An 18,121-nucleotide genomic window follows, 5' to 3' on the forward strand; every position below is an offset into this window, starting at 1 on the left:
GAGGGATCGATGCTTCTTCGCGTGCGCGTGGCGCTGCCCGACCGTCCGGGGTCTCTGGCCCAGGTCACCAAGGCCCTGGGCACGGCGGGGGCCGACATCACCCAGGTCACCGTCCTCGACCGGGGGGCCGGCTCGGCGGTCGACGACATCACCGTCTTCTGCCCCGAGAGCACCCCGCGGGAGGTGCTGGTCAAGAGCCTGGAGAGCGTCGACGACGTCCGCGTGGAAGGCATCTGGACCACCCGCGAGACCGCCGGCACCTACCCTGAGCTGGAGATACTCAAGTACATCACCACCGCGGGCGACCGCGCGCTGACCACGCTCGTCGACTCGCTGCCGGTGCTGTTCAGCGCCGACTGGGCCGCCACCGCCGCCGACCACGGCGTGGTCTACGCGAGCTGGCGCGCCCCGCAGGGCCTGACCGTCCCCAGCCCGGCCCCGCCACGCCCGGCGGCCCTCACGCTCGACGGCGGCGTGCACGCCATCCACGCCCCGCTCCCGCCGCTCGCCCTGACGTTGCTGCTGGCCCGCTCCGAGGGTCCGGCCTTCCACCGCATCGAGGTCCACCGGCTCACCCGGATCCTGGAGATCTTCCTGAGCCTGCCGGCCACCGAACGCGGCGTCGCCCGCCGGCTCCGCAAGTAGCGGGAAGCATCTGGTCGGAAAAGGCGCTAGAGTTAGGCACGCAACAGCGCGGAAGTGGCTCAGTGGTAGAGCATCACCTTGCCAAGGTGAGGGTCGCGGGTTCGAATCCCGTCTTCCGCTCGGAGTGGTTCGACTCGGTGGAGTGGCCGAGAGGCGAGGCAGCGGCCTGCAAAGCCGTCCACACGGGTTCAAATCCCGTCTCCACCTCCAAGGACGATTAGCTCAGCGGGAGAGCGCTTCCCTGACACGGAAGAGGTCACTGGTTCAATCCCAGTATCGTCCACCACACTCCAAGGCCAGACCCAGAACGACGGGGTCTGGCCTTTCGGCTGTCCGGGCCCGGCCTCCCTCGATGACGGGATCCGACCCGCCGCCCTCACCGTGACCAGCTCCGCCCTCAACGTGTCGGGCTTCGGCCTGCTGTCGCGAAACGGACGCAGGTTCGCGGCGCCCGGCACGTCCTGATCGGGGTGGCCGGCGACTCCGTATCTCTCGTGACCAGTAACGTGATCTTGAGAGGATTCGCTGGAGGGGACGTTGGGCCGTCGTGAGCAGCCGCTGGACCCGGCCTCCGGGCCCGTCGCCCGATTCGCGTACGAGCTGCGCAAGTTACGCCAGGAGGCCGGCGGGCTCACCTACCGGGCGATGGCGGCCCGCGCCCACTACTCCGCCGCCACCCTCGCCCAGGCCGCCGCCGGTTACCGGCTGCCCTCGCTGCCCGTCGCCCTGGCCTACGTCCGGGCCTGCGGCGGGGACGTCGAGACCTGGCGGCGGCGCTGGGAGGAGGCCGATCGGGAAGCCCTCGCCCAGGCGGCCACCGAGGACGACTCCCCCGCCCCGTACCTGGGCCTGGCCCGGTTCGAGACCAGCGACCAGGACCGCTTCTTCGGGCGCGGCGCGCTGGTGGAGCGGCTGGCGGCGCTGGTCGGCGAGCACCGGCTGGTGCTGCTCGTCGGGCCGTCCGGCAGCGGCAAGTCCTCCCTCCTGCGCGCGGGGCTGGTGCCCCGGCTGCTGCGGACCGGCGACTCCGGCGGCCGGCCGCCGGTGGTCCGCGTGGTCACGCCCGGTCCCGAGCCGCGGCCGGAGGAGGCCGGCGTGCGGGCGGACGTGCTCGTCGTGGACCAGTTCGAGGAGGTCTTCGCCCTCTGCGCCGATCCGGCGCGGCGGGCCGCCTTCATCGACGCGCTGCTGGCCGCCGCGCGGGCCGGGAAGGGGCCGCGGGTCGTGCTGGCCGTACGGGCCGACTTCTTCGGGCAGTGCGCCGGGCACCGGGGGCTGGCCGAGTCGGCCAGGGACGCGACGTTGCTGATGAGCCCGATGAGCGCGGCCGAGCTGCGGGCGGCGATCGTCAGGCCGGCGGCCGGGGCCGGGCTGGTGGTGGAGCGCGAGCTGACCGCCATGATCGTCGGCGAGGTGGAGGGCGAGCCCGGCGCGCTGCCGCTGATGTCGCACGCGCTGCTGGAGACCTGGCGGCGGCGGCGCGGCCGGGTGCTGACGGTGGCGAGCTACACGGCCGCGGGCGGCCTGCGCAGCGCCATCGCGCGCACGTCCGAGGAACTGTACGCCGGCCTGTCCCCCGCGCGGCGGGAGCGCCTGCGCCACCTGATGCTCCGCCTGGTCACCCCCGGCCAGGACGGCCAGGACACCCGCCGCCCGGTCGAGCGCGCCGAACTGCTCACCGGCGAGCCGGACGACGAGACCGGCGAGCTGCTGGAGCGGCTGGCCGGGGCGCGGCTGGTCACCCTCGACGAGGGACGCGTCGACCTGGCGCACGAGGCGCTCCTCACCGCCTGGCCCCGGCTGCGCGGCTGGATCGAGGAGGACCGCGAACGCCTGCGCGTGCACCGCCGTCTGACCGAGGCGGCCGGCGCCTGGCAGGACCACGACCGCGACCCGGGCGGCCTGTACCGGGGGGTGGCGCTGGCCGTCGCCGACGAGCACCTCGGACGGGCCGGCGTCCTCACGCCGCTGGAGCGCGACTTCCTCACGGCGAGCCGCGCCGCCCGCGACGGCGAACGACGGCGGCGCAGGCGGCGCACGACGGCCACCGCCGTGCTGCTCGTGCTCACCCTGACCGCGGCGCTGCTGGCCTGGCAGCAGAGCAGGACCGGCGAGCAGCGGCAGCGCGAGGCCGAGGCCCGCCGCACCGCAGGCGTGGCGGCGAGCCTGCGCGACTCCGACCCGCGCGCCTCGATGCGGCTGGCCCTGGCCGCCTGGCGGCTGGCCGACCTGCCGGAGACCCGTTCCGCCCTGCTGGCCGCGGCCGTCCAGCCGGCCCAGGACGTCTTCACCGACCCCGCCGGCGGCAGCCTGACCAGGCGGCACCTCAGCGCCGACGGGCGGACCCTGCTCAGCGTCGGCGCCGACCAGGTCACGTCCTGGGACCTGGATGCCCGCCGCGCGACGGGCTCCATGCCCGCCCCCGGCGCGACGCTCGACCAGCTGGGCGCCCGCAGAGGCGACGCGTGGACGCTGCCCATGCGCCTGGCGGACGGCGAGGTGGGCCTGTGGGACCTGCGGACCGGCAGCCGGGCCCCGGCCGCCCTCGGCCGCGCCCCGGACGGGTTCGAGGCCGGCCCGGACGGGCGCACCGTCATCGGCTACGACGCCGGGCGGGACACCTACCGGGTCCGGGTGTGGGACACGCGGACCCGGCGCGAGCTGCTGACGGTCGAGTTCCCCCGCCGGGCGCCCGCCGACCCGGCGGAGATCACCTGGGAGTTCGGGACGGCGTACCTGCGCAGCTCGGCCGACCGGCGCGACTGGGCGGACCCGTCGTTCCCGGACGCGACGCTCGGCCCGGACGGCCGCCTGCTGGCGCTCTGCGTGCCCGGCGAGCCGTTGCAGCTGTGGGACGTCGCGGCGGCCCGCCGGATCGGCACGCCGTGGGCGCCCGTCCTCACCCGCGAGCAGTGCCAGTACGAGCGGGTGCGCTTCACCCCCGACGGCGGGCGCCTGGCGGTCGTCACGACGGAGAAGGTCCGCATGTGGGAGCTCGCGTCGGGCAAGGAGCTGCCGGGCGTCGTCCGCCGCGACGTCAAGGAGGTGTCCTTCAGCGCCGACGGCGCCTTCCTGGCCGCCTCCGACGGCGCCGCGATCGTCCTGTGGCGCCTGGCCTCCCCCGAACTGCCGGTCTTCCGGCATCCCCTGTCCGGCGAGCAGGCCGTGGACCTGCGGGTGGACCCGGGGGCGAACCGGATCCGCTACCTCGCCGGGTCCGGCTCCACGTGGCCCGCGACCGTGCGCACCCTCGACCTGGGCGGCGCGGCGAGCCCCGGATGGCGGGCGGAGGCGGCCGCCGCGGCGGCCTTCGGCCCGGACGGCGCCGCGCTCGCCCTCGGCTACCCGGGGCACGAGACGGGCCTCGTGCGTTTCCGGCTGTACGACCGGCGGACCGGCCGGCCCACCGCCGACCTCCCGGAGGTGGCCTGCCCCGAGCCGAAGTCGCAGATCCCGCAGTGCACGTTGCTGCTGGCCTTCGACGACGACGGGCGGCGGCTGGCCTACGGCGGCTCCCCCCTGGGCTACCGCTCGCTGCCCACCCGGGTGTCGGTGTGGGACGTCGCCCGCGCCCGCCTGTCGGACAGCCTGACGCTGGACGGCGACGCCCGCTCGGTCGGAGCCCTGGCCTTCGGCCCCGGCGGCACGCTGCTGGCGGCCTCCCCGCCCCTGGTGGGCCGGCTGAGCGTCTGGGACCCGCGCAGCCGGACCGTCACCAAGACGCTCCCCGACGTCACCGGCCACGAGCTGCGGACGGACCCCGACCGGCGGCTGCTGGTCACCTCCATGGGCGACCTCGTCGACCTGCCCTCGACGCGGCGGATCCAGGGCCGGTACGGGCCCGGCCAGACCACCTCGCTGGCCTTCAGCCCGGACGGCCGGTACCTGGCCGCCGGGGACGCCACGGGCCGCACCGTCCTGTGGGACGGCCGCGCGGAGCGCCGTCTCGGCACGCTGGCGATCCCCACGACGGCCGCCGCCGACCGCAGCGTCATGGTCAACGCGCTGGCGTTCTCGCCGGACGGCACAGTCCTCGCGACCGGCGGCGCGAACGGCTCGCTGCAGCTGTGGGACGTGGCCTCCCGGCAGCCGATCGGCTCGCCGCTGCCCACGCCGGGCGACGCCGTCCTCGCGCTGGCCTTCGGCGACGGCGGCCGGGTCCTGTACGTGGCCGGGGAGCACGTCCCGGTCCAGCGGTACGAGCTCGATCCGGCCGCCTCGGCCGCCGTCCTGTGCCGGCGGGCCGGGGAGCTGACGTCCGCGGAGTGGCGGACGCACTTCCCGCAGCGCCCGTACCAGTGGGGTTGCCCGCCCGTCCGGCCGGAAGCGGCGGGCCGCGGGAAAGAATCGTCCCCATGGACTTCGAACGTGCCCGCACCGCCCTCGCCGCCGCCTACCGCGAGTTCACGGCCGCGGTGAGCGAGACCGACCCGCTCAGGCCCACCCGGTGCGCCGGTTGGGCCGGGGTGGATCTGCTCTTCCACGTGCTGTGCGACGCCCAGCGGGCCCTCGTCGCGTTCGCCACCCCGGCCGACGGACCGCCCGACGTGGACCACGTCACCTATTGGAGCTCCTTCCAGCCCGTCCCGGACGCCCCCGAGGGCGCCGGGGGCGGCGCGGACGCCCACGCCTGGTGGGTGCGCAGGTCCGCGTCCGCCTTCACCCGGCCCTCCGGGGTGCTGCGGGTGTGGCAGGACACCGCCCCCGCCGCCGTGCGGGCGGCGCTGGCGGCCGACCCGGCGGGATGCGTCGCCACGCAGGGGCACGTGATCGCCGTGCCCGACTTCCTGGCCACGCTGGCGACCGAGGCCGCCGTCCACCACCTCGACCTGCAGGCCGCGCGGCCGCCCGCCCGGGAGGCGCTGGAGCTGGCCGGCGAGACCCTCGACGGGCTGCTCGGCGCGGACCGCCCGGCCCATCTGGACCTGACGGCGTACGTGCTCGAAGCCACCGGACGGCTCCCGTCCGCCGACGACCGCTTCCCGCTGCTGGGCTGACCACCGCGGAGCCGAGGACGGCCGTGCTCCGGCGCGGGGTCAGGCGTCGTCCGGGTGCATGCGGAAGTCGTAGCGTCCGGGCAGCGGGTCGGCGGTCAGGCGTGACCACGTGTCGTGCAGGACGGGCTCGCCCTCCCGCAGGTCATCGACGTCGAAGCCGGCGTCGAACAGCGCGCGGGCGCCGTCCCGGTCCCCGGCGGCGAGCAGGGCGCGGGCGCGGAGCAGGACGGCCCGGCCGGTCGCGGGAAGCGTGTCCAGGACGGCCAGGCACTCGGCGGCCCTCCCGGCCTCCAGCAGCGCGACGGCCGCCTCCGCCGCCAGGCGCTCCCGGACGAGTCCGGCCGTCCGGTGGAGGGCCGCGAGGTACAGGGTGGCCCGTTCGTCCGGGTTCGCGGTGGTGCGGGCCAGGCAGCGGGTCGCCCAGGGGTTCGGGCGCAGCTCGGCGGAGCGCCGCCACGCGCGTGCGGCCTCCCCGCGGTCCTGCGCGTGCCAGGCGGCCACGCCCAGGTGGTAGGCCGTCACCCAGGTCTCCGGCGCCCGCTCCAGCAGCCGCCGCCACGGCCCGGACACGAGGCTGTGCCCGGGATCCGCGCCGGGAGAGGGCTCAGGACGGGGGAAGGCGCCGGTGGTGAGGAGAGTCAGCCAGGGCGACTGGTCGGCGCCGAGGGTGGACCGGGGGAACGGGGTGCCGGGCGTGGCGACGCCGGCGCGTGCCACCTCCAGGGCGCCCCAGCCGGACCCCTCCGCCAGGATCCGGACGGGCTCCTGGTCGGCGTGCGGCCGCCACTTGCGCCAGGCGGCGGACACCTCGGCGGCCGGCAGCCGGGCCGCCAGCTCCTCCTCGGCCGCCCGCACCGCCTCCGACCAGTCCGTGCCGTGCACGGCGGCGGGGTCGGCGCGCAGCGGCCCGTACGCCTCCAGCCAGGAGAACTCGCCCCCGCCGGGCAGCGGCACGTGTTCGAGCTGGGTACGGGCCAGCCCCGCCTGGATCTCCAGGTAGCCGCCGGTGCCGGGCTCGGTGAGCCAGTCCTGCCAGCGGCGCCCGCCGGGCCCGCGTCCCCACAGGAAGAGCTTGCGCCCGCGCAGCGACCGGGTGGAGGTGTGCACGAGGCCCGCGCCGGAGCCGTCGAGCGCGGCGATCCACGGACGGCGGTCGCCGAGCTCGAAGAAGTAGTCGGCGGCGTGGTCCGCGCGGGCCGGGTAGCTGCGGTCCAGGCCGTCCCAGAGCGGGATGGGGACCCGTTCGAGCCGCCCGGCGTAGCCGAAGTGCCAGGCCGTGCCGGCCGGGGCGAGCACGCGCGTCCGCCCGGTCTCGGGGACGGCGATGTTCGACCACCAGTACGCCGGCACCTCGTGCGGGTGCGGGTTGCGCATGCGCACGCCCACGTACAGGAAGTCCGACCCGCGCGGCAGCCAGAAGTCCACCTGGTACGGCAGGTCCCGGGTGCGTTCCCACTCCCACACCCGGACCATCGGCGTGCCGTCGGGCCCCTCGGCCTCCCCGGCGAACACCGGGCGGCAGGTCAGCGTGGTGTGCCCGGTCGAGCCGGAGTTCCACTCCACGCCGCCGGAGAACCAGGCGCCGGTCAGCCCGAAGTTCGCCGGTTGCAGCACCGGGTTCCGGTAGAGCAGCTCGCCGTGGTCGCGGTGGACCAGCGAGTACAGCCGTCCGCCCCAGCCGGGCAGCACGGTCGCGGTCAGCCGGTCGTTGGCGAGCTGGATCGCCTCGACCCGGCGGGGCCGGCGCGCCCGGTCGTAGCCGTCCTGGACGCGGCAGGGCAGCACGGAGGCGAGCCTGCCGTAGGAGAGCTGGAAGGCCATGTCGGGCGGCGCGCCGGCGACCGTGGGCGCGGGCCCGGCGGCCTCGCCGAGGGGCGGCAGCGGGTTGTCCGGGCCGGGCGGGGCGACCGGCAGAGTGATCATGATGCGGCGGACGGTCGTCGTCATTTCCCCATCCCCAAGGTGATGCCTTCGGTGACGCGGCGTCCCACCCAGGCGAACAGGACCACCATGGGCAGCACGACCACGCAGACGCCGGCGAACATACCGCCCCAGTTGGTGCCGGTGTACTGCTGTTGCTGGGCGAAGCCGATCAGCGCCACCGGCAGCGTCTCCTTCTCGTCGTCCTGCATCAGCACCAGGGCGAGCATGGTCTCGTTCCAGGAGACGATGAGCTGCAGCACGAACACGGTGACCAGCCCCGGCCGGGCGACCGGCACCACGATGCGCAGGAACGTCCGCCACACCCCGGCGCCGTCCAGCGCGGCGGCCTCCTCCAGCTCGCCGGGCAGCGACCGGAAGAAGCCGGTCAGCAGGAAGACGGTGAACGGCATGGCCGTGCCGACGTAGGCCAGGGTGAGGCCGGTCAGGGTGGAGGTGAGCTCCAGGCTGCTCAGCATGAGGAAGATCGGCAGCAGGATGACCTGCGTGGGCACGCCGGTCCCGAGCGCGAACAGCAGCGTCAGCGGCCGTCCCGCGCGGTTCGCGGTCCGGGTCAGCGCGTACGCGGCCGGCGCGGCGACCACCACGGCCAGCACCGCGGACAGCACGCCCACGACCGCGCTGTTGACCGCGGCCCGGCCGAAGTTCCCGACCTCCAGCGCGGTCAGGTAGTTGTCCAGCGTCGGCGGGATCGGCAGCCGCCACGGATGGTCGAACACGTCGCGGGTGCTCTTCAGCGATGTGATCAGCACCCACGCCAGCAGCGCCACGTCGGCGGCGACGACCGCCCAAACGGCCGCCTTCATGGGCGCGAGCCTCGTCGGTCTCATGGTCGGCCCCCCTTTCAGAACCGGACGGCTTCACGGTCGAGCGCCCGCCGCAGCAGGAGCACCACGGCCGCCGCGATCAACAGGCTGAACAGCGCGCTGGCGGCGGTCATCCCCAGCTCGGGCGGCGAGCCGGAGCCGCCGTACGTGGCCGCGTAGCTGTAGAGGGCGACGGTCCAGGTGCTGCTCGGCGGCGTGCCCGCGGTGCCGCCGCCGAACACCAGCACCAGCTCGAACACCTTGATCGAGCTGATGGTCCACAGCAGCGCGCAGACGCTGAGCACGTCCCAGGTCAGCGGGATCGTGACGTGCCGCAGCCGCTGCCAGGACGTGGCCCCGAGCAGCGCGCAGTCCTCGTGGAAGGAGGCGGGGATGCGGTCGACGGCGGCCATGATGATCGTGGTGTAGTACCCGACGGCCGCCCAGATCGCCACGATCATGATGAGCGTGAACGTGTTGTCCACGGCCAGCCACTTGGGCGGGTCGCTCACCCCGAAGACGCCCTTCAGCACGGTGTTGACCAGCCCGTCGGGGTTGAACAGGAATCCCGCCACGATGGCCGGCACCAGCGCGCTGACGATGTTGGGGAAGAACAGGATGTTGCGGGCGATCAGCCGCCCGCGCATCTCCCTGAGCACCATCGTGAGCGCGAACCCGGCGGCGAACGTCACGCCCCCGCCGACGACCAGCAGCTTCAGGGTGTTGAGCAGCGCGGTGTGGAAGACCGGGTCGCCCAGCAGGCGGGCGTAGTTGCGCAGGCCGACGAAGCGCGAGTCGCCGTACCCGGCGGTCTGCTGGAGGCTGATCCACACCGCGTAGCAGGCCGGGCCGAGGACGAAGACGCCCAGCAGCGCCAGGGCCGGGCCCACCATGGGGACGAAGGCCCGCTGCCGGGCCCGTACGGCCGGGCCGGGCCGCGTCCCGGGTTCGGCCGCCATCAGCTGCCCTGGTTCTTCCAGAAGCCGGCCTGGACCGCGGTGATCTTGTCCACGAACCCCTGCGCGGTGAGCCTGCCGTTGAACAGCTCGCCCACCGTCGGGTAGTAGACCTTGTCGGTCCAGCCCGGCACGCTCAGCCCGGCCGCGAACGGGTAGGTCTCGGGCACGCTGTCGAGCTGCCGCTTCACCCCGGCCAGCGCCTCGGGCACGAACGCGTCCGCGCGCGGCGAGAGCACGGAGGCCGTCCTGGCCAGGTCGTCGGCGAACTCCTTGGTCGTCAGGTACGCGATGAACCGCTCTCCGGCCTCGACGTTCCTGGCCTTGGCGGGCATCGCGAAGCCGAACTGCACGACCTCCTCGCCCCTGGCCGGCCCGCCGACCTCGGGGAAGGGCATGGAGGCGGGCTTGAACCCGGCCCTGGCGTACGAGCCGACCTCGCTGGGCAGCCAGGAACCCATGATCATGAACGCGGCCCGGCCCTGGGCCCAGTTCTTCTGCTGCTCGGGGTATTTGCTGGCGTCGTACCCCTTGAGCAGGTAGCCCTCCTTGGCGAACCGCTCGATCTGCCGGGCGGCGGCCAGCACCTCGGGCTTCCTCCACGACTGCCCGGTCCGGTCCTCGGCGATGGCCTTGAGGCCGTCCGCGCCGATCGTCCGGTAGAGGTAGTAGTTCATCCAGTACGAGTCGGACCAGTACTGTTCGCCGTCGGCGGTGAGCGGGGCCGTCCGCCCGCCCGCCTTGAGGGTGCCGAGCAGCGCCAGGAACGCCGTCCAGTCCTTCGGCGGCGTCTCGGTGAGGGTGGCGGCGTCGTAGAACAGGCCGATGCCGGCCACGCTGTAGGGCACCATGTACGGCTGGCCGTCCGGCAGCCGCAACGCCGGGCTCAGCGAGTACTTGGCCGGGATGACGTCCTTGACCTTCTTGCCCGCCTCGCCGGGCACGTCGGCCTCGTACACCTTGGCCAGCCCCCGGGCCACGCCCGGGGTCACCATGTACGGCCGGATCGTGTCGTCGGACTGGTCGACCACGTCCGGCACCTTCGACGTGGTGAGCGCGGCGGGCAGTTTCTGCTTGACCACGTCGCGGCCGGCCCACTCGACCTTGACCTTGATGCCGGTGGCCCGGGTGAAGCGGTTGATCGCGGCCTGCAGGGCCGCCTGCTGGGGTTCGCCCTGCTTCCACATCGACCAGTAGACGAGCTCCTTGCCGGACGCGTCCTGGGCGTCGCCGCCGCAGGCGGTGACCAGGCCGAGGGCCAGCGCGCCGGCGGCGAGCCCGGCGAACGTCCTGCGGATGGGGAGGGATCGGGATGAGCTCATCGAGCGGCACCGCCTGTCCTGTGAGATTCGGGGGGTGGCCCGGCGGGGCCCGGACGGGGCCCCGCCGGAGGAGAGTCAGCCGACGGTCCAGCGCTGCAGCGCCGAGCCGGTGTCGGCCTGCTGGGTGACGAGCGCGCCGTCGGCGGTGGAGGCCGTGGTGAGCAGCAGCCCGCTCTTCTGCGAGGCGATCCGGTAGCCGCCCGCAGGGGCAGGGGTGACCTGCCAGCGCTGGTTCGCGGCGCCGGTGCACGTCCACTGGATGATCTGGGCGCCGGCGGCGGTCGAGCCGCCGCCGACGTCCACGCAGAGCTTCGACAGGCCGTTGGCGATCTGGTAGGAGCCGTCGGGCTGACGGGTGAAGGCCCAGCGCTGGTTGGCGCCGGAGTTGGGGGTCCAGGTGATGAGCTGGGTGCCCGGGGTGGTGGAGTGGTCGGGGTCGTCCAGGGCCTTGCCGGCGGCGGTCAGGGTGTGGGTGCCGCTCAGGTCGCCGCCCGAGGCGCCGGTGTCGGTCAGCGTCAGGGTCTGCTCGGCGGCCGTGCGGCGACCGCCGACCGTCCCGCCGGAGGTGTCGCTCCAGTGGCGTACGGGGGTGGTCTCGGCCGGTCGGGACGCGTCCGCCGTCAGGGCGAGCGCGAGGCCGCTGTAGCGGTTGACCAGCCGGTGGCCGCTCCCGCCCGGCACCACGAACCACTGCTGGCCCGCGGTGGGCCCGCCGGCGCCGGGCGCGGTGACGACCGGTTTCGCCCCCCAGGCGCGGCCGGCCGTCGTGGCCGCGTCCACGCCGAGCAGCCCGCCGGTGGAGGCGTTGGCGATGCGGTAGGAGCCGTCGCCGTTGGGGGTGAACGTCCAGTTCTCCAGGGGCGAGCCCGTCGGGGCGGCGGCGGAGGTGGTCGCCGGGCCGCCGGAGACCTGGGCCAGGACGCGGCCCGCCCCGGTGCCGATCCGGTAGGTCCTGGCCGGGTCCGCCGGGGCGGGGGCGGGCGCGGTGGAGGTGACGGTGAGGTTCGCGTACTCGCCGCTGGAGGTCGCGCACTCGATCGAGCAGTACGAGCGGAACGTCCGGCCGACGATGGCGGAGCCGGTTCTGCTGACGTCGTCGAGGAACCAGCGGTACCAGGAGCCGGAGACGTAGCTCCCGGTGTCGCCGATCAGGCGCCACCGCTGGGTCGACAGGTCGTCGGTGACGTAGAGGCGCTGCGGCTGACGGCCGGAGACGACCTCGGGCTCGCCGAGGTAGAGGCCGAGGTGGGCGTCGTAGGCGATGTTCATGATGAACAGGTCGGACTTCGGCGGCAGCTCCCCGGCGGCGATCTGCTGGTCGACCGTGCCGGTGTTGGCCGGGTCGTAGTCGCCGCCTACGGGCGTGTAGCCCCGGGGGTTCGCGGCGGTGACCGGGACCATGTTGCTCTCCTTGCCGCCGACGCCGGGCTGCGACCAGGAGCCGTCGTACCACTTGGTCCACGAGCCGGTCGCCATCTTGGCCGACATCGGCGCCCGCGCCACGTGGGCCAGGCCGCCGTTGCCGCCGCCCACGCCGCCCTTCGGGATGATCCGCGAGCCGTAGTAGACGTAGAAGTAGCCCGAGACCGGGTCGGCGAACAGGCGCGGGTCGCCGTCGCCGTAGTCGTAGGTCTGGTGGGGGAAGGCCGCGGCGTCGTTGCGCTTCGTGCTGTACGGCGAGGTGATCGCGTGGCCGAGGATGGTCCACACCCGGCCCTGGTTGCGGGAGACGGCGTAGTCGAGCGAGTCGTAGTGCAGGCCGTCGCCGAAGGGCTGGGGGGTGAACTCGTTGTGCACCAGGCCGTACCAGTCGCCGGTGTCGGGGTCCACCCAGACGCCGACCAGGTCGCAGTAGTTCTTGTGGGCGTATCCCGAGCCCGCGCCGGCGGGGGTCGCCTCGACGCCGGTCGGGCTGTTGTTGCAGCGCCAGGTCGTGTCGTTGTTGCGGTCGGCGGAGTTGGCCGGGTTGACCGCGTCGCTGATCGCGGCCGAGCGGGTGGCGGTCTCGAAGTTCGAGCCGGTGAAGAAGTCCCAGTAGCGGGGGTCGGAGGCGCCGTAGAGGGCGGCCGACTGCTGGAAGTAGAAGGTGCCGTCCTTGTCGATGTAGGTGGCGGCCGGGGTGTCGGTGGGATGGGCGTAGCGGCCGGTGGAGCCGACGGTGATCGTGTAGGTGGCGTCGGGCGGTGCGGCCGACGCGGCCGGGACGGCGAGGGAGCCGCCCAGGACCAGCGTCAGGGCCGCGGCGGCGGCGGTGAGCACGTTGCGATGGGGGGACACGGGTGCTCCTTTCTGTCGGGCACGCCACATCGGGCGGGCCCTTGGGGGGGACCACGAGCCGGAACCGCGTGGCCGGACCATACGCCAGATTTGACCGCTCAAACAAGGCCCGAATTCGCGTTCTTGCTCTCTTGTCCGGTCAAAAGGCACGTAATGCGCACGATGGTTGACGAGATCGGAGCCTGGCGGCTACCTTTCGGGGCGACGTCATTGGACCGGTCAAACCTTTAGGAGGCCGCGTGGTCACGATGCAGGACGTGGCCGAGCGGGCCGGGGTCACCAAGCAGACGGTCTCCAACGTGGTCACCGGCCGCGTCCGCGTCCGCCCCGAGACCGAGGCCAGGGTCCGCGCGGCCATCGCCGAGCTCGGCTACACGCCCAACCTGGTCGCCCGCTCGCTGGCCACCGGCACCACCATGACCGTCGGCCTGTTCGTGCCGACGGTGGCCAGCTCGTTCTACTCGGCCGTGGTCGAGGAGGCGGAGAACGTCCTGGAGGAGCACGGCTACCACCTGCTGCTGTGCACCACCCGCCTCGACGGCGACCGGGCCCGCCGGCACATCACCGGCCTGACCAGCCGCTCGGTCGACGCCCTGCTGATCGCCGGCGACAACGGCCTCACCGAGCACCTGCCGCTGCTGGCCGACGCGCGTTTCCCCGTGGCGCTGTGCGCGTGGGAGAGCGAGGTGCCCGACACCCTGCCCGTCGTCACGATCGACTACGAACAGGCCGGCTACCTGGCCGGGCGGCATCTGCGCGAGCTGGGCCACGAGCGGGTCGCGGTGCTGAGCAGCGCGCCGCACGCGCTGCGCGTGCAGGGGTTCCGGCGCGCGTTCGCCCGCGACGGCCTCGACGTCCCGGCCGCGGCCGTCTTCACCGCGCCGGAGCCGACGGCCATGGGCGGCTTCACCGCCGCCACTGCGGCCCTGACCGCCGACCCCGGCGTGACCGCCCTCTTCTGCACGCACGACATCCTCGCGCTGGGCGCGCTGGAGGCGGCCCGGCTCGGCGGCCGCTCGGTGCCCGGCGACCTGTCGGTGGTCGGCCACGACGACATCGACGAGGTACGGGTGACACACCCCGCCCTCACCACGGTCGCCGTCCCGAGCAGGGAGATGACCAGGCAGGCCATCGAGCTCCTGCTGCGCGCCCTGGACGAGGGCCGTCCGCCGGTCAACTCCCTGCAGTTGCTGCGCTCGACCCTGATCGTCCGGGCCAGCAGCGGCCCCGCCTGACCTCCTGCGGCGCGGCGCAGGCGGCCAGCGTGCGGCGCAGCCAGCGTCCGCAGCCCCGGGCGCTCAAGCCCGCCGCCGCCCCCACGGCGACCCCGGCCAGCACGTCGCCCGGGTAGTGGGCGCCCACGTACACGCGGGAGGCGGCCACCCCGGCGGCGAGCAGCGTGACGGAGGTGGCGACCGGCAGCGGCGCGTCCCTGGCGACCGCCACCGCGAAGGCGACCGCGGACGCGCTGTGCCCCGACGGCAGCGACGAGGACGCCGGCACCCGGCGGCGCCGGATCACCGGGATGAGGTCCGTCAGCGGGCGCGGCCTGCGGATCGCCTGCTTGACGACCATGCTGGTCAGCGGGCTGGCCAGCGAGATCGCCAGCAGCCCGCGGACGCCCGCCCGCTGCAGGCGCGGCCGGCCCGTCATCATCAGGACGCCCGCCACCAGCCCCCACAGGACCGAGTTGTCGGCCGCCGACGACAGATGCGGCAGCAGGGCGTCGAGCACCGGCAGGTCGGAGCGCGCGACCCGGTCGAAGGCCCGCTTGTCCCAGGCGTCGAAACGTTCGAGCAGCATCATCCAGCCGATCACCTCCGCGACGGCCCTACACCTGCCCGCCGATCATGCCGGTCATGCCCGGGACGGCCTGGCTCCCGTGCTCTCCCTGACCACGAGCTCGGGCTCGACCAGCCGCCGCGCCTCGGGCTCGTGCCCGGCCATGAAGTCGAGCAGCAGGTGGAAGGCGTGCCTGCCGACCTCGCCGAAGTCCTGGCGCACGGTGGTCAGCGGCGGCCAGAAGTAGGCCGACTCGGGGATGTCGTCGAACCCGGCCACGCTGACGTCCTCGGGCACCCGGCGGCCGGCCTCGCGCAGCGCGCGCAGCACGCCGAGGGCCATCTGGTCGTTGGCCACGAACACGGCGGTGACGTCGGGGTTCTCGCAGAGGCGGCGGCCGAGCTGGTAGCCCGAGCGGGCGCTCCAGTCGCCGCGCAGCACCTCGGGCACCTCCCGGCCGGCGGCCTCCAGCACGCCGCGCCAGCCCTCGATGCGGCCGTTGGCGTCGAGCCAGTCGGCCGGGCCGGCGACGTGCCAGACCGTCTCGTGGCCGAGGCTGAGCAGGTGACGGGTGACCCGCCTGGCGCCCGCCTGCTGGTCGACCTTGGCCACCGGCACGGGGATGTCGTCGCCGGCGTCGACGGCCACCACCGGCATCTCCGGCGGCAGGTGGCGCAGGCCGTCGGCGGCCGACTCGTGCGGCGCCACGATGATCACGCCGTCGACCGCCTGGGCGCGCAGCCGCTGCACGCCCTCCTCCATCGACCTGCGGCTGAGCGAGGGCAGGCTGGCGATGCTGACGTTGTAGCCGGCCCGCCTGGCCGCCTGCTCGATGCAGTAGAGCGTGGAGGCCGGGCCGTAGAGGGTGGTGTCGATGCTGACCACGCCGAGCACCCCGGACCTGCCGGTGACGAGCTGGCGGGCGGCCTGGTTGGGCCGGTAGTCGAGCTCGCGCACCGCGGCCATGACGCGGGCCCTGGTCTCCGCGCGGACCCGGTCGGGCGCGTTGAGCACGCGCGAGACGGTCATGGCCGAGACCCCGGCGAGCACGGCCACGTCCATGAGCACCGCCGGCCTGTCGCCCTTCGCTTTCACCGCCGCTCACCTCCTGTCAGCGGTAACGCTAACAGGCCCGGGGCGCTCCCGCGCGACCGCGCGGCAGCCGCGCACGGCCCCCGCGAACCCGCGGTACGCCTGGTCGGCGGCCTGACGCTGCCAGGTAACTGCCAGGAACGGTAGGTAGTCTGCCTCGCCATGAACTGGCAGCGGCACGTCAACAAAGCGCTGGTCAGGTTCACCGGATTCCAGATCGAGCGAGTCGGGAACACGCCCTCTCCCCCGCCCGCTCCCGAGATCAGACCGCCCGCGGATCCGCTAACCGACCGGCTGCTCGAATCCCCCGTCTTCCTCCTGTCCCCCGTACGGTCCGGCTCCACGCTCCTGCGCGCGATCCTCAACGCCCACCCCGACCTGCACGCCCCCCACGAGCTGCACGTACGCCGGTTGCGGGTGCAGTTCGGCACTCCGCTGGCCGCCAAGGCGATGGCCGCGCTCGGGCACAACCAGGCCGACCTGGAACACCTGCTGTGGGACCGGGTGCTGCACCGCGAGCTGGTCCGCAGCGGCAAGCGGTACGTCGTGGACAAGACCCCCGCCAACGCCTTCGCCCACCAGCGCATCGCCGCCTGCTGGCCGGACGCCCGCTTCGTCTTCCTGCTGCGCCACCCCGCCTCCATCGCCACGTCCTGGCACGAGGCCGCCCCCGACCGGCGCACCCCCGAGGAGGCCGCCCTCGACGCCCTGCGGTACATGAAGGCCGTGCAGCGGGCCAGGGCCGCGCTGCCGGGGCTGACCGTCAGGTACGAGGAGCTGAGCGCCGAGCCCGAGCGCGTCACCCGCGAGATCTGCGCGTTCCTCGGCCTGGAGTGGGAGCCGCGGATGCTCTCCTACGGCGAGCAGCAGGTGCTGGAGAAGGGGCTCGGCGACTGGCGGGACAAGATCAGGACCGGGACCGTCCAGCCCGCCCGCGAGCTGCCCTCCCCCGACCAGATCCCCGAACCCCTCAAGCCCATCGCCCGGACCTGGGGGTACCTCGCGTGAAGATCCGCTACCTGATGCTGCACGCCTACGGCATGGGCGGCACGATCCGCACGGTGGTCAACCAGGCGAACGCGATGACCGCGGCCGGGCACGACGTCGAGCTGGTCAGCCTGGTACGGCGGCGCGAGGCCCCGCAGTTCGCCATCGACCCCCGCGTCACCGTCACCACGCTGGTGGACCAGCGCGGGGGCAGACAGCCCGACTCCGTCGGCCGCAGGGCGTGGCGGCGGATCCGCGGCAAGATCGTGCCGCGCGGCGAGTTCGCCGCCGACTACTTCACCGAGCGGGTGGAACGGGCCGCGATGGACTACGTCTCCGGCCTGTCCGGCGGCGTCCTGGTGACGACCAGGCCCGCGCTGAACCTGATCTCCGCCCGCCGCACCCCCGCCGACGTCGTCAGGATCGCGCAGGAGCACATGAACCTGTCCGCCTACCCCGACACGATCCGCAGGGAGATCGCCCGCCACTACGGCAGGTTCGCCGCGGTCACCGTGCTGACCAGGACCAACAAGCTCGAATACCAGCGCCTGCTGCCGGACACGCCGGTGGTGGTGATCCCGAACGCCGTCCACCGCGTGGAGCAGGAACCGTCCCGGCAGGTCAACCCGGTGGTGGTGGCGGCCGGGCGGCTGGTGCCACAGAAGGGGTTCGACCTGCTCATCGAGGCGTTCGCGCAGGTCGTGCGGGTGCATCCGGAGTGGCGGCTGCGCGTCTTCGGCACCGGGCCGCGCCGCAGCCAGCTCGCCGGGCTGGTCGCGCGGCACGGGCTGGCGGAGCACGTGACGCTGCCCGGCCGTACCGAGCGGCTGGAGAAGGAGCTGGCCGAGGCGTCGGTGTACGCGCTCAGCTCCCGCTTCGAGGGACTGCCCATGGTGATGATCGAGGCCATGACGCACGCGCTGCCCGTGGTCGCCTTCGACTGCCCCACCGGGCCGCGGGACGTGCTGACCGACGGCGTGGACGGCGTCCTGGTGCCGCCCAGGGACGTGGACGCGCTGGCCGCGGCGCTGATCCGGGTGATCGGCGACCGGGAGCTGCGGGTGCGGATGGGCGAGGCGGCGGCGGCGACGTCGCGGGCGTACGGGCCGGAGGTGGTGATGCCGATGTGGGAGGAGCTGTTCGCCGGGCTGACGCGGGGGCAACGGGTGCCGGACAACCTCTGGACGGGCCGCTGAGGGGCCCGGCACGAAAGATCTACCTGACGGATCCTCCGGCGTCGGCGGGGTTTCTAACGATTCGGTCACAGATTTTGCCGCAAATCGTTAAACGCACGCCAAACCGGGCGGCAGCCTGGG

At 74.0% G+C, this 18,121-nt stretch carries 13 protein-coding genes and 3 tRNA genes; 9 read left to right on the forward strand and 7 right to left on the reverse strand.

The features are described from left to right. Positions 1–9: 9 nt before the first annotated feature. From ACWEJ6_RS15200 to ACWEJ6_RS15225, 6 genes are all read left to right on the forward strand, one after another. A complete protein-coding gene (locus ACWEJ6_RS15200) occupies positions 10–645 on the forward strand; it encodes an ACT domain-containing protein (RefSeq protein ID WP_358285500.1) in 636 nt (211 codons plus the stop codon). A gap of 48 nt (positions 646–693) precedes the next feature. After that, positions 694–765: transfer RNA gene (locus ACWEJ6_RS15205), tRNA-Gly, on the forward strand. A gap of 16 nt (positions 766–781) precedes the next feature. Next, positions 782–855: transfer RNA gene (locus ACWEJ6_RS15210), tRNA-Cys, on the forward strand. 1 nt (position 856) lies between these two features. Beyond that, a tRNA-Val gene (locus ACWEJ6_RS15215) sits at positions 857–931 on the forward strand. A gap of 251 nt (positions 932–1,182) precedes the next feature. After that, positions 1,183–5,064 carry an nSTAND1 domain-containing NTPase gene (locus ACWEJ6_RS15220; RefSeq protein ID WP_452424103.1) on the forward strand — a complete coding sequence of 1,294 codons (3,882 nt, stop codon included), beginning with the start codon at positions 1,183–1,185 and terminating at the stop codon, positions 5,062–5,064. Then, positions 5,001–5,642: a maleylpyruvate isomerase N-terminal domain-containing protein gene (locus ACWEJ6_RS15225; protein ID WP_452424105.1), complete on the forward strand. Its 642-nt coding sequence runs from the start codon at positions 5,001–5,003 to the stop codon at positions 5,640–5,642. Before ACWEJ6_RS15220 ends, ACWEJ6_RS15225 begins: the two co-directional genes overlap by 64 nt. A gap of 39 nt (positions 5,643–5,681) precedes the next feature. Here ACWEJ6_RS15225 and ACWEJ6_RS15230 read toward each other — a convergent pair whose 3' ends face one another. The 5 genes from ACWEJ6_RS15230 to ACWEJ6_RS15250 all read right to left on the reverse strand — a co-directional run bounded on the left by ACWEJ6_RS15230 (position 5,682) and on the right by ACWEJ6_RS15250 (position 12,944). Next, positions 5,682–7,589: a DUF5107 domain-containing protein gene (locus ACWEJ6_RS15230; RefSeq protein WP_452424107.1), complete on the reverse strand. Its 1,908-nt coding sequence runs from the start codon at positions 7,587–7,589 to the stop codon at positions 5,682–5,684. Beyond that, positions 7,586–8,389 (reverse strand): carbohydrate ABC transporter permease, encoded by an 804-nt coding sequence (locus ACWEJ6_RS15235; protein ID WP_452424109.1) that lies wholly within the window; start codon positions 8,387–8,389, stop codon positions 7,586–7,588. Before ACWEJ6_RS15235 ends, ACWEJ6_RS15230 begins: the two co-directional genes overlap by 4 nt. 38 nt (positions 8,390–8,427) lie before the next feature. Further along, positions 8,428–9,348: a carbohydrate ABC transporter permease gene (locus tag ACWEJ6_RS15240; RefSeq protein ID WP_452424111.1), complete on the reverse strand. Its 921-nt coding sequence runs from the start codon at positions 9,346–9,348 to the stop codon at positions 8,428–8,430. Continuing rightward, complete coding sequence (locus ACWEJ6_RS15245; protein WP_452424113.1) at positions 9,348–10,667, reverse strand: ABC transporter substrate-binding protein; 1,320 nt, start codon at positions 10,665–10,667, stop codon at positions 9,348–9,350. Before ACWEJ6_RS15245 ends, ACWEJ6_RS15240 begins: the two co-directional genes overlap by 1 nt. A gap of 75 nt (positions 10,668–10,742) precedes the next feature. Beyond that, complete coding sequence (locus ACWEJ6_RS15250; RefSeq protein WP_452424115.1) at positions 10,743–12,944, reverse strand: RICIN domain-containing protein; 2,202 nt, start codon at positions 12,942–12,944, stop codon at positions 10,743–10,745. 248 nt (positions 12,945–13,192) lie between these two features. On the opposite strand from ACWEJ6_RS15250, the gene ACWEJ6_RS15255 reads away from it, so the two are divergent. Further along, entirely contained in the window at positions 13,193–14,179 is a 987-nt protein-coding gene (locus ACWEJ6_RS15255) for a LacI family DNA-binding transcriptional regulator (protein ID WP_352361449.1), read from the forward strand. On the opposite strand, the gene ACWEJ6_RS15260 is transcribed toward ACWEJ6_RS15255, so the two are convergent. Both ACWEJ6_RS15260 and ACWEJ6_RS15265 read right to left on the reverse strand, forming a co-directional pair. Next, a complete protein-coding gene (locus tag ACWEJ6_RS15260; RefSeq protein WP_452424117.1) occupies positions 14,118–14,762 on the reverse strand; it encodes a phosphatase PAP2 family protein in 645 nt (214 codons plus the stop codon). The genes ACWEJ6_RS15255 and ACWEJ6_RS15260 overlap by 62 nt on opposite strands. Before the next feature lie 39 nt (positions 14,763–14,801). Continuing rightward, the gene (locus tag ACWEJ6_RS15265; RefSeq protein WP_452424119.1) at positions 14,802–15,821 is read right to left on the reverse strand and encodes a LacI family DNA-binding transcriptional regulator; all 1,020 of its coding nucleotides are present in this window, start codon (positions 15,819–15,821) and stop codon (positions 14,802–14,804) included. 159 nt (positions 15,822–15,980) lie between these two features. Here ACWEJ6_RS15265 and ACWEJ6_RS15270 point away from each other — a divergent pair, with 159 nt between their 5' ends. Next, on the forward strand, positions 15,981–16,826 hold the full coding sequence (locus tag ACWEJ6_RS15270) for a sulfotransferase family protein (protein ID WP_358285479.1): 846 nt from the start codon (positions 15,981–15,983) through the stop codon (positions 16,824–16,826). Continuing rightward, the gene (locus tag ACWEJ6_RS15275; RefSeq protein WP_452424121.1) at positions 16,823–18,001 is read left to right on the forward strand and encodes a glycosyltransferase family 4 protein; all 1,179 of its coding nucleotides are present in this window, start codon (positions 16,823–16,825) and stop codon (positions 17,999–18,001) included. The genes ACWEJ6_RS15270 and ACWEJ6_RS15275 overlap by 4 nt, the downstream gene beginning before the upstream one ends. Positions 18,002–18,121: the final 120 nt, after the last annotated feature.

This window comes from Nonomuraea sp. NPDC004702 (assembly GCF_053601695.1).